The following is a 14,708-nucleotide window of genomic DNA, read 5'->3' as shown; positions in this document are numbered from 1 at the left end:
CAGTTTAAAATAAGACCGGAAAAAAAAGAGTTTACAAAATGATTCTTACCTTTAACAACCTCCTGCAATTTTTACCGCAGGAGGCTACTCTTTAAGGAGTTGATTTTATGCTAATAGAATATTTCACAGACATGACATTTGTTCTCACCATATTAATAGGAAGTATTATCGCAATTACTTTTGTGTATGTTCGTAAGAAACGGGTTCGATAGCTTTATTACCAATATCCTTGCGGTAAAATAATCCTTCACTTTGGATGTAATCTATTTCTTGATAAACTTTGTTTTGAGCTTCTTTTAATGAGCTCCCAGTTGTTACGATAGCTAAGACACGGCCGCCATTCGTTACAACCTTGTCATGCTGCTTTGCTGTGCCAGCATGAAAAACTAATGTTTTATCGCTCACATTATTTAAGCCTGCAATTTCAGCACCTTTATCATATTGATTTGGATACCCTTTTGAAGCTAACACAACTCCGATAGTTGCTGAATCATTCCAAGTTAACGTCACTCGATTCTCTTTCAAAATTTGCAATAATATCTCTACAAGATCACTCTCAAGTCTTGGCAAAACTACTTGCGTTTCTGGATCACCAAATCGAGCGTTAAACTCAATCACTTTTGGTCCATCTGTAGTATTAATTAAGCCTGCATATAACACACCTGTAAAGGAACGACCTTCAGCTACCATCGCCTTTGCAGTAGGCTTCAAGATCGTTTGAATAGCTTGTTCAACTACAACGTCTGAAATTTGTGGTACAGGAGAGTATGCACCCATCCCACCAGTATTTGGACCCTTGTCAAAATCGTACGCACGTTTATGATCTTGGGAAATGACCATTGGATAAACTTCTGTTCCATTTACAAATGCCATTAATGAAAATTCTTCACCCGCTAAGAATTCCTCAATGACAACTTGAGTACTAGCTTCACCAAACTTCTCCTCATTCATCATTTCATGTAGGCTTTCAAGTGCTTCTTCCATCGTTATTGCAACAGTTACACCTTTTCCAGCTGCAAGACCATCTGCTTTAATGACGATTGGAGCTCCTACATTTAATAGATAGTTCTTTGCTTCCTCATAAGATGTAAAGGACTCATATTGACCTGTAGGAATCTCATACTTTTTCATTATATCCTTTGCAAAGGTTTTACTTCCTTCAATAAGAGCAGCTTCCTTTGTCGGACCAAATATGGGTAAATTATTACTTTGGAATGCATTTACGATGCCATTTATTAAAGGTACCTCTGGACCAACAATCGTTAAATCTATCTTCTCACTCTTTGCAAATTCGAGTAGTGCTTCATGATCATTTTCGTCAATATTTACAAGCGTTGCAACATCCTCCATACCTATATTACCCGGTGCTACAAACACGTTATTAACCTTTGAACTTTGAGCTACTTTCCATGCAATTGTATGTTCACGACCGCCCCTACCAACTACCAATACATTCATCGTATTTCACCTCAGCTACTAATTATCATTTTATATTACAACTCATACATTTATCTTTGATATAATCTCTGGGATAAAAAGAGCTTCTTGCATTTCTTTTTGTCCAGATCCGCCTCCTTGCCTCTCGAGGTCGTTTCACTACTTTACCCGAAGGAAAGTGCCTTCATTTGAAGTAGCTCCAACGCTTGTCGAGGCAATGCAGTCGGCTTCGCTTTTCTTCCTGTCCAGCTACAGCGCCTATCTCCTCGAGTCGTTTCACTATTTCACCTAAAGGCAAAAAGCGCCTTCATGTGAAATAGTTCCAACGCTTTTCGGGGATGGTCAAGGCGCTCTCGCTTTTCTTCCTTAATGCTTGAAGTGGCGGATGCCCGTGAATACCATTGTAATTCCGTATTCATCTGCTTTTTTAATTGAATCTTCATCACGAATTGAACCGCCTGGTTGTATGATTGCAGTAACTCCCGCTTTAGCAGCTGCTTCAACAGTATCACTCATTGGAAAAAATGCATCTGATCCTAGGGCTGATCCTTCAATTTTATCTCCTGCTTGTTCGATTGCAATCTTAGCAGCACCGACCCGATTCATTTGTCCAGCGCCGACACCAATTGTCATATCATTCTTTGCAATGACAATTGCATTTGATTTGACATGCTTCACAACTTTCCATGCTAGCTTAAGATCTGCCCATTCTTGATCAGTTGGTTCACGTTTCGTAGGAATTGTGATTGATGCATCCGTTAGTGACTTAGCATCCTCATCCTGTACAAGTAAGCCTCCTTGCACGGAAGTAAGACGTTTGCCATCATGCTGTTGGCTAGAAAAATCAACTTTTAATAAACGGATATTTTTCTTCTGTGTCAATATATTTAATGCTTCCTCGCTAAATGATGGAGCGATGACGATTTCTAGAAATATCTCATGCATAAGCTGTGCAGTTTCTTTATCTACTTCGCGATTCACTACAACGATTCCACCGAAGATAGATGTAGCATCTGCTTCATATGCTTTTTTATATGCTTCTAGTACGTTTGAGCCTACACCTACGCCGCAAGGGTTCATATGCTTAACAGCAACTGCAGCTGGCTCATTAAATTCTTTAACGATTTCTAATGCTGCATCTGCATCATTGATATTGTTGTAAGATAATTCTTTACCATGTAATTTATCAGCGTTTGCGATAGAGTAATTAGTTCCTAAAGGCTTCTTATAAAATGTAGCCTTTTGGTGAGGATTTTCTCCATATCGTAAGTCTTGTTTCTTTTCAAACGTAACTGTATATGACTCTGGACTTTCTTCACCTGTCACTTCTGTCAAATATTCTGCTATAAGTGCATCATATCTAGCTGTATGTCTAAATACTTTTGCAGCAAGGTTTTGCTTTGTTTCAAATGTTACAGAGTTGTTCTCTCTAATTTCTGCAAGTACTTTTTCATAATCTGCTGGGTCTACTACAACAGTTACATCTTGATAGTTTTTTGCTGCTGAACGAAGCATAGACGGCCCGCCGATATCAATATTTTCGATTGCGTCTTTTAATGCTACATCTGGTTTTTCAATTGTTTGTTGAAAAGGGTATAAATTCACAACAACTACATCAATAGGTGTGATATTATGTTCAGTTATTTGTTTTACATGAGCATCGTTATCCCTTACTGCTAATAAACCACCATGAATATTCGGATGAAGAGTTTTCACACGTCCATCTAGTATTTCTGGAAAGCCAGTAATTTCAGAAATACCAATGACTTTGATTCCATTGTCCTCAAGAACCTTTTTCGTACCACCTGTTGAAATTACTTCAATACCACAATCAATTAAGCCTTGTACAAATGGTACTATTCCTTCCTTATCTGATACACTTACTAGCGCTCTTCTCACTGTTTCTTCCTCCTATTTACTCATGTTATTCGTTTCTGCAAAAATTTTTTGTAAAGTGTTTGGGTAAAATTGATGCTCAATTTGATGGATTCGTTCCTCAATACTTTCAATCGTCTCTCCTGCATGTATGTGCAATTCTTCTTGAGCAATAACAGGGCCTGTATCCATTCCTTCATCAACGTAATGAACCGTTACACCCGTCTTGGCTGCCCCGGCTCTGAATGCTTGACCAATAGCATCCTTGCCTGGGAAGGCTGGTAATAAAGAAGGATGAATGTTAACAATGTTACCACTGTACGCAGAAAGCAACGTGCTACCAACTAAGCGCATATAACCTGCCAGCACAATGAAATCCACATCATTTTCTTTAAGTATTAAAACGATTTCTTTCTCAAATGATTCCTTATTATCATAACCTTTTGGTGAAAAAGAAAAAACATTAACATTAGCTTGCTGTGCGCGTTGTATGACTTTCGCATGTGGTTTGTCACACACAAGTAGTTTTACATTAGCCTCAAGATGTCCGTTATAAACGGCGTCGACAATCGCTTGAAAATTTGTGCCACTCCCTGAGGCAAATACAGCTATATTTTTCATTTTAGTGCTCCTCCACCGTACGTTACACCTTCACCTGCTTTTACCCTACCGATCAGAAATGCTTTTTCACCAGCTGCTTCTAACAATTGAATGGCTTCGTGCATATTTTCTTCACTCATCGTCAACACCATACCGATCCCCATGTTAAAAATCGAAAACATCTCTCTTTTATCTAGCTTTCCTTTTGCTTGAATAAGATCAAATATAGGAGGTATTGGCCATGATCCGAAATCTACCTCTGCACCTAATCCCTTTGGTAGCATACGGGGAATATTTTCGTCAAACCCCCCGCCAGTAATATGTGCCATGCCATTTACTTGACTTTGTTTTAACAAGGATAAAATTGGTTTGACATATATTTTAGTAGGACGTAATAATTCTTCTCCAAGTGCTGAAGTACAGTCACCATAAGTATTCGTTAAATCAAGCTGAGCTTCTTCTAATAATATTTTTCTTACAAGTGAATAACCATTACTATGAATGCCGTTTGAGGATAGACCTATTAAGACATCCCCCTCTTTAATAGCTTCACCTGTAACAAGCTTACTTTTCTCTGCAACTCCGACAGTAAAACCCGCCAAGTCATACTCTTCTTCGTCATACATGCCAGGCATTTCTGCAGTTTCGCCACCGATTAAAGCACAACCAGCTTGCTCACAACCATCTGCAATACCCTTCACAATCGCTTCTATTTTCTCAGGAGAGGATTTACCGCAAGCGATGTAATCTAGGAAAAACATCGGTTCTGCACCTTGTACAACGATATCATTTACACACATTGCCACAGCATCAATACCAATCGTGTCGTGCTTATCCATCATAAATGCGAGCATAAGCTTTGTTCCTACACCGTCTGTTCCCGAAATAAGCACTGGCTCTTTTACCTTCATTTTTGATAAATCAAACATGCCACCAAAGCCACCAATTGCACCTAGCACCTCAGGTCTGCCTGTTTTTAATATATGCTTCTTCATTCGTGATACCGCTTCATAGCCAGCTTCAATATCGACTCCAGCTTGTTTGTAAGCATTCGCCATATGTTTATCCTCCTAAATCAAATGTTGGGTATTGTTAAGTTAGTACTTTTTCGTGAGGGAGAACCGTATCTGGGTAAATTTCTGTTGGATATTTCCCAGTAAAACATGCCATACACTGACCTCTATATTCGCCTTCATACGGTCTTCCAATCGCTGATACAAGCCCTTCTTCACTTAAAAATGAAATTGAATCTGCCCCTATAATCTTCCGTATTTCCTCAACTGAATGTGAGGATGCAATTAACTCCTCATGTGTTGATGTATCAATACCATAAAAGCAAGGATTTTTAATTGGAGGTGAACTGATTCTAACGTGAACCTCTTTTGCACCCGCATCCCTTAACATTGTCACGATACGGCGGCTCGTTGTTCCACGAACGATGGAATCATCAACCATTACAACTCTTTTGCCCTCCACTACACCCCGTACAGGAGAGAGCTTCATTTTGACACCTTGTTCGCGTAAAGCTTGCGATGGCTGAATAAACGTTCTTCCAACATAGCGATTTTTAATTAAACCTAACTCATAAGGTATACCAGACGCTTCGGCGTAGCCAATTGCAGCCGAAATACTTGAATCCGGAACCCCTGTAACAACATCTGCATCAATAGGTGCTTCATATGCTAGCTTTTTCCCAAGGCTTTTTCTCGCAGTATGAATATTAATTCCATCTATATTACTATCAGGCCTTGAAAAATAAATATATTCCATACTACAAATTGCACGATTCATTGTCACTGTAAACCTTTCGGAATGAATGCCTGTTTCATCAATAATGAGTAGCTCCCCAGGCTCTACATCACGTTCATAGGTAGCTCCAACTACATCGAATGCACATGTTTCTGAAGCCACAACGTAAGCATCCCCTAATCTCCCAATTGATAACGGTCGTAAGCCATTCGGATCAAGCGCAACCATCATTTGAGTTTCATCCATAATTAAAAAGGCATAAGCACCCTTTAACATGGATAAGGCATTTTTCACTCGTTCCTTAAAGGTAGAAAAGCCACTTCTCTTAATAAGATGAGCTAATACTTCAGTATCTGAAGTTGTTTGAAAAATACTACCTTGGCTCTCTAACTGATGCTTAAGAGCCATTGCATTAACAAGGTTACCGTTATGAGCCATAGCCAAGCTCCCTTTTTGCGAATGGAATAAGAGGGGCTGTACATTTTCAATTCCACTTCCACCTGCTGTGGCATAACGAACATGGCCTATTGCAGCAGAGCCCTGAATTTCAGTTAATTTCCCACCGCTGAAAACTTCTGCTACAAGGCCTTCACCTCTGACACCTTTTAATTTTTTTCCATCACTTACTACGATCCCAGCTCCTTCTTGTCCTCGGTGTTGAAGACTGTGTAAGCCGTAATACGTAATTTGTGACGCATCCTTATGACCCCAAATACCGAATAACCCACACTCTTCATTCAAGCCTTTTATTTCAGCAAGCATGGAATAGCTCCTTTCCAAGCATTTTCAGCTTCTTCTACCGAAATATGGATCAAATCTTCACCTTGCTCGTTATCGATCTTTAACATTGGTTCTGCGCTTACTTCACCAATTAAAGTAGCTTGAACAAGCTGTTCAAACGCTTGTTGGTTTTCTTTTTTCACTGTCACAATAAATCGAGATTGTGTTTCACTAAATAATGAAGTGACAGCACTTCCACTTATCTTAACGTTACACCCTAAACCTTCAGTACCAAATAAGCATTCAGCAATAGCAACAGCAAATCCGCCTTCAGCAATGTCATGTGCTGATTGTATTACTCCACTTTGAATAGCAGTTAACAACTGTTTTTGACGAGTTTGTTCAACGTCTAAATTCAGTTCAGGTGCCTTACCAAAAATACGACCTTCAATTAATTTTTGTAATTCACTTCCACCAAATTCCTCTTTCGAATCACCAATTACATAAATTAGATCACCTTCAGCTTTAAATTGCTGTGTCGTTATGTGGTCTAAATCTTTGATTAAGCCCACCATTCCTACAACTGGAGTCGGATAAATCGCCGTTCCGTTTGTCTCATTGTATAAAGATACATTTCCACCAATGACTGGTGTCTTTAAAGTTTCACAAGCTACACTCATACCATCTACTGCTTTTTCAATCTGCCAGAAAATCTCTGGTTTCTCTGGATTTCCGAAATTTAAGCAGTCAGTAATTGCAAGTGGCTCCGCACCAGAACAGACGATGTTTCTTGCAGCTTCACTCACCGCGATTTTACCGCCAACCTCTGGGTCTAGATATAGGTAACGAGAATTACAATCCGTTGTCATTGCTAACGCTTTGTTTGTTCCACGAACTCGTACGACCGCTGCATCTGACCCTGGGGATACGGCTGTATTCGTACGTACCATATAATCATATTGGTCATATACCCATTCTTTACTTGCAATTGTCGGCTGTGACAGTAACTGCAATAACGTTTCTTTATAGTCGTTTACTTTAGGAACTTCTACAGCCATCTCCTGAAATTGTTGATAATACGAAGGTTCTGTAGAAGGCTTATGATAAACTGGCGCATCTTCAGCCAAAGCATCAACTGGCACATCAGCTATAACATCACCTTTGTGATAAAGACGGAGCATTTTATCATCGGTTACTTTTCCAACTGCTACAGCATCAAGGCCATATTTTTCTACAATTTGCTGTATCTCTTGCTCTCTACCTTTTTCAACAACAATTAACATCCGTTCCTGTGACTCTGAAAGCATCATCTCATAACCAGTCATACCTGTTTCGCGTTGAGGAACTAAATCTAAATTCATTTCAATTCCTGAACCAGCTTTACTTGCCATCTCTGCTGAAGAGCTTGTTAAGCCTGCAGCTCCCATATCCTGAATACCTACTAATGCATCACATTTTACAAGTTCAAGGCATGCTTCTAGCAATAACTTCTCCATGAAAGGGTCACCAACTTGCACGGCAGGACGCTTTTCTTCCGATTGTTCTGATAACTCCTCTGACGCAAATGTCGCTCCGTGGATCCCATCGCGCCCTGTTTTGGCACCAACATACATGACGGTATTTCCAATCCCTTTTGCTTGCCCTTTTTGAATATCCTCATGATCAATTAAGCCGACACACATCGCGTTAACAAGCGGGTTCCCGTCATAAGATGGTTCAAATTGGATTTCTCCACCTACTGTTGGTATGCCTACACAGTTTCCGTAACCAGCGATTCCTGCAACTACTTCTTCAAACAAATATTTCATACGTGGGGTAACTAATTCACCAAAACGTAGAGAGTTTAATAAAGCAATTGGACGAGCTCCCATTGAAAAAACATCTCGTATAATTCCACCTACACCTGTTGCAGCCCCTTGGTAAGGCTCAATAGCGGATGGGTGATTATGACTTTCGATTTTAAAAACGACAGCTTGATTGTCACCGATATCAACAATACCTGCACCTTCACCAGGACCTTGTAGCACTTTTTCACCGCTTGTTGGAAATTTGCTAAGCACTGGCTTAGAGTTCTTATAACTACAATGCTCTGACCACATAACGGAAAATAAACCCGTTTCAGTATAGTTAGGAAGACGGTTTAAAATGCCTTCTATTGTAACAAACTCTTCATCACTTAATCCCATTTCTCTGTATATTTTTTCATCTTTTATCTGTTGTGGACTTGGTTCAAGAAGTAACGACATGAGTTTCCCTCCAATTTTTCACTATCGATTGAAACAGCTTTAAGCCATCAGCACTGCCTAATAAATCTTCAACAGCTCGCTCAGGGTGTGGCATCATACCAAGTACATTCCCCTTCTCATTCATAATGCCCGCTATATCTTCTAAACTACCATTAGGGTTTTCAGAGTTATATTTAAATACAATTTGCTTGTTTTCTTTCAGTCTGTGCAATGTTTCTTTATCACAATAATAGTTTCCCTCTCCGTGAGCTATAGGAATGGTAATTACTTCACCTTGCTCATAGCTAGATGTAAACATCGTTTCGCTATTTTCAACAGTAAGTTCCACAGGTCGGCAAATAAATTTCAAACTGTTATTATGTCTCATTGCTCCAGGTAGTAGATTTGCCTCTAATAAAATTTGAAAGCCATTACAAACTCCTAAAATAGGTTTCCCCATATCTGCTGCTTTTTTAATTTCTGTCATGACCTTTGAGAAGCGAGCAATTGCTCCACTACGGAGATAATCTCCATAAGAGAATCCACCTGGAAGTAGGATTCCATCAAAATGAGCTATATCAACAGCATCATGCCATACATATTCTACCTCTGCACCTAGACTATCTTTGATCGCATGAAACATATCTACATCACAGTTAGATCCTGGAAATACAATTACGGCAAATTTCACTGTGAGATGACCTCCTCAACTTCATAGCGGTAGTCTTCTATAACAGTATTTGCTAATAACTTCTCACACATTTCTTGAACGATTTCATCAATATCTCGATCAGTTTTGTCAATTTGCAACTCCATATATTTACCAATACGGACATCTTCAACTTCTTTATATGACAAGCTATGAAGTGAGTTTTTCACCGCACTTCCTTGTGGATCCAATACACTCTCTCGTAACGTAACAAACACTTTCACTTTAAACATATTGTGAGCCCCCTAAGCGTTTTAGTATTTCTTCATAAGCATCTGTAAGCTGACCTAAATCTCTACGAAAGACATCTTTATCAAATCTTTCATTCGTTTCCATATCCCATAAACGGCACGTATCTGGAGAAACTTCATCTGCTAAAATGATCGCACCTTCTTCAGTGATTCCAAATTCAAGTTTAAAATCTACTAAACGAACACCACATCCATGAAAATGTTCTGCTAATATTCTATTAATTTCTAATGCTACTTTTTTCAAGTGTAAAACTTGCTCATCTGTTGCAACTTGCAATATTGCAATATGGTCTTCAGTAATAAGTGGGTCACCTAAATCATCATCTTTGTAATAAAATTCAACAACAGGTTGATTTATAGGTGTACCTTCTTCAATTCCTAGTCGTTTAGCAAGGCTCCCTGCAACTAAATTACGCACAACAACTTCAAGAGGAATAATTGTAACTTTTTTTACAAGCTGTTCAGTTTCTGACACCTTTTTAATAAAATGATTTTCAATATTTGAGCGATGCAACTTTTCAAATAGCAAGCTTGTAATTTCATTATTTAGTCGCCCTTTACCAAATATCTGTGCTTTTTTTTCACCGTTATAAGCGGTTGCACTATCTTTGTACTCTACCCACACAACGTTTGGATCATTTGTACGATATATCTTTTTTGCTTTTCCCTCATATAGCATTGCTAATTTTTCCATTGCATGCGCCCTCCTTTATTAAGCCTTAAAGATTTAAACGATTAAAGATTGCATCTACATTTTTTATATGGTAGTTATAATCAAAGCATTCATTGATTTGCTCATTAGTTAAGCGTGAAGTAATCATATCAGTTGACTCAATCAGCTGACGGAAAGGTACTTGTGTTTCCCAAGCTTCCATAGCTTTTGGTTGAACAATATCATACGCTTCTTCTCGGGTCATTCCTGTATCAATAAGTGCTAATAAAACTCGTTGGGAATAGATTAAACCTAGTGTACGATCCATATTTTTCTTCATATTCTCTGGAAAAACAGTAAGGTTTTTAACAATGTTACCGAAACGGTTAAGCATATAATTTAGAGCTATTGTCGCATCTGGTAAAATAATTCTTTCTGCTGAAGAATGAGATATATCTCTCTCATGCCATAATGGGACATTCTCATATGCTGTCATCATATAGCCTCGAATGACCCTTGCCATACCAGTCATATTCTCTGATCCAATAGGATTACGTTTATGCGGCATTGCTGACGATCCCTTTTGCCCTTTGGCAAAGAATTCTTCCACTTCGCGTGTTTCGCTTTTTTGAAGACCACGAATTTCCACAGCAAATTTTTCGATTGACGTAGCGATTAAAGCAAGAGCTGCCATATATTCCGCATGGCGATCACGTTGCAATGTTTGCGTAGAAATAGGAGCTGCCTCTAAGCCTAACTTTTCACATACATACTTTTCTACAAATGGATCGATATTAGCATACGTTCCTACTGCTCCTGATATTTTTCCAACTCTAACACCATCTGCAGCCCTTTTAAAACGGTCAAGATTACGTTTCATTTCCTCATACCATAATGCAAGCTTTAAACCAAATGTTGTTGGCTCAGCATGGACACCGTGAGTACGTCCCATCATAACCGTATATTTATGCTCCTGAGCTTTTTGTTTTAAAATGGCAACAAAGTTTTCAATATCTTTTAGAAGAAGGTCATTTGCTTGTTTCAATAAATAAGAAAGTGCTGTGTCAACAACATCAGTAGATGTTAAGCCATAATGCACCCATTTACGCTCTTCACCTAATGTTTCTGAAACAGCACGAGTGAAGGCTACAACATCATGTCTAGTTTGTTCCTCTATTTCATGAATCCGATTAATATCAAACGAAGCATTTTGTCGAATGAGCTTTACATCCTCTTTTGGAATATCTCCTAGCTCTGCCCATGCTTCACATGCTAAAATTTCGACCTCTAACCATGCTTTAAAGCGATTTTCCTCTGTCCAAATTGCTCCCATTTCAGGGCGAGTATAACGTTCAATCATTTATCATTCTCCTCCGACCAAATATTTAGCTCATTTGCTTGCTTGATTGCTTCTTCATTATTATCCGCCAAAATGTTAATATGACCCATTTTTCTTTTTACTTTCGCTTCTTTTTTCCCATATAGATGGAGCTTACACGTTGTGAATTTTGTAATATTGTCCATCACAGCATCGACATGCTCACCTAGAACATTCATCATCACAACTGGTGTCAAAAGGTCCGTTTCTCCTAGTGGCAAATTACATATCGCCCTAATATGCTGTTCAAATTGTGAGGTTTTACAAGCTTCCATCGTATAATGCCCTGAGTTATGGGGCCTTGGCGCTAATTCATTAATAAATATTTTGCCTTCATTTGTAACAAACATTTCAACTGCCAATGTTCCGACCATTTGCAATTTTTCTGCTAGATTTATTGCTATTTGATGCGCTTCATTAACTATTTTATCAGTAGTTCTAGCAGGTACAACCGATTGATGTAAGATATTATCTACATGAATATTTTCCGCAACCGGGAATGCTTTTACTTCCCCCGCCTGGCTTCTTGAAACGATGACTGATATTTCTTTCTCAAAAGAAATCCAAGCCTCTAAAACACAAGGACCATGGTCTAAGAGTGGTAATGCTTTGCTAATATCATCATCATTACGAATTACCGCTTGCCCTTTACCATCGTATCCACCTCGACATGTCTTTAACACACAAGGAAATTCCATTTGCTTTAATGCATCTATTAATTTCTCTTCAGAATCTACTAATATATATGGAGCAACCTCAACTCCGGCATCCACAATGGTAGCTTTTTCTGTCGAACGGTCTTGTGTTATCGCCAATAAACGACTACCTTGTGGTAAACGCACATTCTGTTCAAGCCATATTAAAGCATCATAATCTATATTTTCAAATTCATACGTCACTACATCACTATATTGTGCTAGCTTTTTAATAGCATCAATATCATCAAAATTACCAACGATTTCGATGTCAGCGACTTGACCACAAGGTGAATTCGGCGTAGGATCTAATACAGCAATATTATACCCCATTTGCTTAGCAGCAATCGCCATCATCCTACCAAGTTGTCCACCACCAATGATTCCGATCGTCTCTCCTGGTAATATGCAATCCTTAATCAAGCATATCACTACTTTCTAATACATTATTTCGAATAGTTTCGCGTCTATGTTCTAATGAGGCTGCGACCTCAGGAAGATGTGTACTTAATATTTCACCTGCTAACAGCCCAGCATTTGTTGCACCTGCTTTGCCAATTGCGACAGTTGCTACTGGTACTCCTCCAGGCATTTGAACGATTGAAAGCAACGAATCCAAGCCGTTAAGAGCTTTAGATTGTACTGGCACTCCAATAACTGGTAGTGTTGTTTTTGAAGCAACCATTCCAGGTAAGTGAGCAGCACCTCCAGCACCTGCAATAATAACCTTAATGCCTCGCATTCTAGCTGATTCTGCATAGTCAAACATTAGATCTGGAGTTCGGTGTGCTGAAACAACTTTCTTTTCGAATGGAATTGATAATTCTTCAAGTATGTCACAAGCATGTTTCATCGTTTCCCAATCAGAAGTACTTCCCATGATTACTCCAACGAGCGGCTTCATTGTTTTCCTCTCCTTATTATTCACTTTGATCCTATAATAAAAGCCCAGCATAGAACGCTCCCTAATAAGGAAAAGCACTCTACCTGGGCTAAGACACCTTGTGTCCACTTTACAGGCCAAGCTGTTAATTTACAGCTTAATACTTTTCCTCATAGTCCAATAATTTACGGTTATTGGGTAGAAACTTTTGGGCCTTATTCCCATTATTATATGAGGCAAATAATTTTCTCTAGTGACATCTTAACAATGGACGATAAAGATTGTCAACAGAAACATCGAACGATTTAAGTTTATTTATTTTATATTGTTCGTGTTTTCTAAATTAACTTTCCTTCGAAGACAATTGTACTCCCACTAGGGACAACTGATACTTCCCCGCCTTTTTCGACTTCCTTAAAGACCGGTTCTTCCGTTCGTCTAGTTGGTGAATATCCTTCCTTTTTCATACGATCCAAACAATCACTTATTGTCTCATTTTCAGCAACAACAAACTTTTTTTTCTTCGGCTTTTTACTATTCATCAAACATTTCCTTTCTATGCTAGTTCCTATTTATTAGGCACGTTTAACGAACCATAACATATAATATTACAGCAGTAAAGGAGGCCAGTCTTACATGTTAGATTTTGATCAATTTAAAAACCTTAACAACCTCAAAGATCAATGGGGACATTTTTTCGGAAAGGACTTTTTAAGTGGGTTTGATTCACTTTTTAATGGCTTTCAATCTCAAGCACCAGTAAATATTTATCAATCTCATAATGAGTTATTAGTCGTGGTCAGTATGCCTGGGCTTGATAAAGAAAGCGATGTTGATCTCTATGTAAATAAAAATAATCAAACATTAGAAGTAAAAGGCAGCATTAACTTAACATTTAAAGGCTTTGATCTACAAGAACAGGGTATCCAAGAAGGAAATGTAGAAAAAAATGTTGAATTACCGTTTCCAGTGAGAGATGATCGAATTGACGCAAGCTATCATAATGGACTTCTAATTATTCATTTACACAAGTTAATCTCAAAAGATGCAAAGAAAAAAATAAAAGTCCATAAAATAGAGGATTAAAGGAAAAGTGGAGTCGACTGTTTAACCTCGAAAAGCGTTGGAACCTTTGCAACTGAAGACGCTTTTTGTCTTCTGATGCAAAGGTGAAACGACTCGAGAGGTTAGGAGACAGAACTAGACAAGAAAGAAAAGCGCAAGCACCTTGTCCATTCCCGACAAGCACTGGAGGCATTTTCTATGAAGGCGCTTTTTGCCTTCGTAGAAAATGGCGAAGTGACTCGAGAGGATAGGCGCTAGGAAAACCTGGGCTGATTAATAAAAGAACATAGAAACACAAAAAAGCGTAGCGATAAAAAACAAAACGGCTAAAGGACTATTAGATCTTTTGGCTGTTTACATAGACATAAAAAAAACACAGAGTATAGGTACTCTGTGTTTTTTAATTGCCTGGCAACGTCCTACTCTCACAGGGGGAAACCCCCAACTACCATCGGCGCTGAAGAGCTTA

General features: G+C 38.7%; 15 protein-coding genes and 1 riboswitch. Of the genes, 2 read left to right on the top strand and 13 right to left on the bottom strand.

Annotated features, from left to right (window positions below; translation table 11 throughout):
- The first annotated feature begins 107 nt into the window (after nucleotides 1-107).
- Nucleotides 108-212, top strand: a complete 105-nt coding sequence (locus tag SLH48_RS22540) for an EYxxD motif small membrane protein (RefSeq protein WP_413785442.1) — start codon at nucleotides 108-110, stop codon at nucleotides 210-212.
- Here the strand turns inward: SLH48_RS22540 and purD are convergent.
- The 13 genes from purD to SLH48_RS18720 all read right to left on the bottom strand — a co-directional run bounded on the left by purD (nucleotide 175) and on the right by SLH48_RS18720 (nucleotide 13,716).
- Nucleotides 175-1,458, bottom strand: coding sequence for a phosphoribosylamine--glycine ligase (gene purD / locus SLH48_RS18780; RefSeq protein ID WP_320259403.1), 1,284 nt, complete (start codon nucleotides 1,456-1,458; stop codon nucleotides 175-177). The two genes, SLH48_RS22540 and purD, sit on opposite strands and share 38 nt — an antisense overlap.
- 345 nt (nucleotides 1,459-1,803) lie before the next feature.
- A complete protein-coding gene (purH, locus tag SLH48_RS18775; RefSeq protein WP_320259402.1) occupies nucleotides 1,804-3,336 on the bottom strand; it encodes a bifunctional phosphoribosylaminoimidazolecarboxamide formyltransferase/IMP cyclohydrolase in 1,533 nt (510 codons plus the stop codon).
- A gap of 12 nt (nucleotides 3,337-3,348) precedes the next feature.
- Nucleotides 3,349-3,933 carry a phosphoribosylglycinamide formyltransferase gene (purN, locus tag SLH48_RS18770; protein ID WP_320259401.1) on the bottom strand — a complete coding sequence of 195 codons (585 nt, stop codon included), beginning with the start codon at nucleotides 3,931-3,933 and terminating at the stop codon, nucleotides 3,349-3,351.
- Nucleotides 3,930-4,970 (bottom strand): phosphoribosylformylglycinamidine cyclo-ligase, encoded by a 1,041-nt coding sequence (gene purM, locus SLH48_RS18765; RefSeq protein ID WP_320259400.1) that lies wholly within the window; start codon nucleotides 4,968-4,970, stop codon nucleotides 3,930-3,932. Before purM ends, purN begins: the two co-directional genes overlap by 4 nt.
- Before the next feature lie 34 nt (nucleotides 4,971-5,004).
- Nucleotides 5,005-6,423 (bottom strand): amidophosphoribosyltransferase, encoded by a 1,419-nt coding sequence (purF, locus tag SLH48_RS18760; RefSeq protein WP_320259399.1) that lies wholly within the window; start codon nucleotides 6,421-6,423, stop codon nucleotides 5,005-5,007.
- Nucleotides 6,408-8,627 carry a phosphoribosylformylglycinamidine synthase subunit PurL gene (gene purL, locus SLH48_RS18755; protein WP_320259398.1) on the bottom strand — a complete coding sequence of 740 codons (2,220 nt, stop codon included), beginning with the start codon at nucleotides 8,625-8,627 and terminating at the stop codon, nucleotides 6,408-6,410. The genes purF and purL overlap by 16 nt, the downstream gene beginning before the upstream one ends.
- A complete protein-coding gene (gene purQ / locus SLH48_RS18750; RefSeq protein ID WP_320259397.1) occupies nucleotides 8,611-9,297 on the bottom strand; it encodes a phosphoribosylformylglycinamidine synthase subunit PurQ in 687 nt (228 codons plus the stop codon). Before purQ ends, purL begins: the two co-directional genes overlap by 17 nt.
- Nucleotides 9,294-9,548, bottom strand: a complete 255-nt coding sequence (purS, locus tag SLH48_RS18745) for a phosphoribosylformylglycinamidine synthase subunit PurS (RefSeq protein WP_214484590.1) — start codon at nucleotides 9,546-9,548, stop codon at nucleotides 9,294-9,296. The genes purQ and purS overlap by 4 nt, the downstream gene beginning before the upstream one ends.
- A complete protein-coding gene (gene purC, locus SLH48_RS18740; protein WP_214484591.1) occupies nucleotides 9,541-10,260 on the bottom strand; it encodes a phosphoribosylaminoimidazolesuccinocarboxamide synthase in 720 nt (239 codons plus the stop codon). The genes purS and purC overlap by 8 nt, the downstream gene beginning before the upstream one ends.
- A gap of 25 nt (nucleotides 10,261-10,285) precedes the next feature.
- Nucleotides 10,286-11,578: an adenylosuccinate lyase gene (purB, locus tag SLH48_RS18735; RefSeq protein WP_320208805.1), complete on the bottom strand. Its 1,293-nt coding sequence runs from the start codon at nucleotides 11,576-11,578 to the stop codon at nucleotides 10,286-10,288.
- A complete protein-coding gene (gene purK / locus SLH48_RS18730) occupies nucleotides 11,575-12,711 on the bottom strand; it encodes a 5-(carboxyamino)imidazole ribonucleotide synthase (protein ID WP_320259440.1) in 1,137 nt (378 codons plus the stop codon). Before purK ends, purB begins: the two co-directional genes overlap by 4 nt.
- The gene (gene purE / locus SLH48_RS18725; RefSeq protein WP_320259396.1) at nucleotides 12,707-13,195 is read right to left on the bottom strand and encodes a 5-(carboxyamino)imidazole ribonucleotide mutase; all 489 of its coding nucleotides are present in this window, start codon (nucleotides 13,193-13,195) and stop codon (nucleotides 12,707-12,709) included. Before purE ends, purK begins: the two co-directional genes overlap by 5 nt.
- 132 nt (nucleotides 13,196-13,327) lie before the next feature.
- Nucleotides 13,328-13,429: riboswitch (purine riboswitch) on the bottom strand.
- An 83-nt stretch (nucleotides 13,430-13,512) separates the two neighbouring features.
- The gene (locus SLH48_RS18720) at nucleotides 13,513-13,716 is read right to left on the bottom strand and encodes an NETI motif-containing protein (protein WP_214484594.1); all 204 of its coding nucleotides are present in this window, start codon (nucleotides 13,714-13,716) and stop codon (nucleotides 13,513-13,515) included.
- Between the two features lie 94 nt (nucleotides 13,717-13,810).
- Between SLH48_RS18720 and SLH48_RS18715 the strand changes: the two genes are divergently transcribed.
- On the top strand, nucleotides 13,811-14,260 hold the full coding sequence (locus SLH48_RS18715; RefSeq protein ID WP_320259395.1) for an Hsp20/alpha crystallin family protein: 450 nt from the start codon (nucleotides 13,811-13,813) through the stop codon (nucleotides 14,258-14,260).
- Nucleotides 14,261-14,708: the final 448 nt, after the last annotated feature.

This window comes from Cytobacillus sp. IB215316 (assembly GCF_033963865.1).
GTDB lineage: Bacteria > Bacillota > Bacilli > Bacillales > SM2101 > Nanhaiella > Nanhaiella sioensis.
The sequence above is the reverse complement of the archived record's forward strand: the minus strand, read 5'-3'. Positions and strand labels throughout refer to the sequence as shown.

Excerpts from the sequence above, each read along its gene's own strand:
- SLH48_RS22540 (WP_413785442.1), top strand. The coding sequence starts at position 108 with ATGCTAATAGAATATTTCACAGACATGACATTTGTTCTCACCATATTA.
- purD (WP_320259403.1), bottom strand. The coding sequence starts at position 1,458 with ATGAATGTATTGGTAGTTGGTAGGGGCGGTCGTGAACATACAATTGCA.
- purN (WP_320259401.1), bottom strand. The coding sequence starts at position 3,933 with ATGAAAAATATAGCTGTATTTGCCTCAGGGAGTGGCACAAATTTTCAA.
- purM (WP_320259400.1), bottom strand. The coding sequence starts at position 4,970 with ATGGCGAATGCTTACAAACAAGCTGGAGTCGATATTGAAGCTGGCTAT.
- purF (WP_320259399.1), bottom strand. The coding sequence starts at position 6,423 with ATGCTTGCTGAAATAAAAGGCTTGAATGAAGAGTGTGGGTTATTCGGT.
- purL (WP_320259398.1), bottom strand. The coding sequence starts at position 8,627 with ATGTCGTTACTTCTTGAACCAAGTCCACAACAGATAAAAGATGAAAAA.
- purS (WP_214484590.1), bottom strand. The coding sequence starts at position 9,548 with ATGTTTAAAGTGAAAGTGTTTGTTACGTTACGAGAGAGTGTATTGGAT.
- purC (WP_214484591.1), bottom strand. The coding sequence starts at position 10,260 with ATGGAAAAATTAGCAATGCTATATGAGGGAAAAGCAAAAAAGATATAT.
- purB (WP_320208805.1), bottom strand. The coding sequence starts at position 11,578 with ATGATTGAACGTTATACTCGCCCTGAAATGGGAGCAATTTGGACAGAG.
- purE (WP_320259396.1), bottom strand. The coding sequence starts at position 13,195 with ATGAAGCCGCTCGTTGGAGTAATCATGGGAAGTACTTCTGATTGGGAA.
- SLH48_RS18720 (WP_214484594.1), bottom strand. The coding sequence starts at position 13,716 with ATGAATAGTAAAAAGCCGAAGAAAAAAAAGTTTGTTGTTGCTGAAAAT.
- SLH48_RS18715 (WP_320259395.1), top strand. The coding sequence starts at position 13,811 with ATGTTAGATTTTGATCAATTTAAAAACCTTAACAACCTCAAAGATCAA.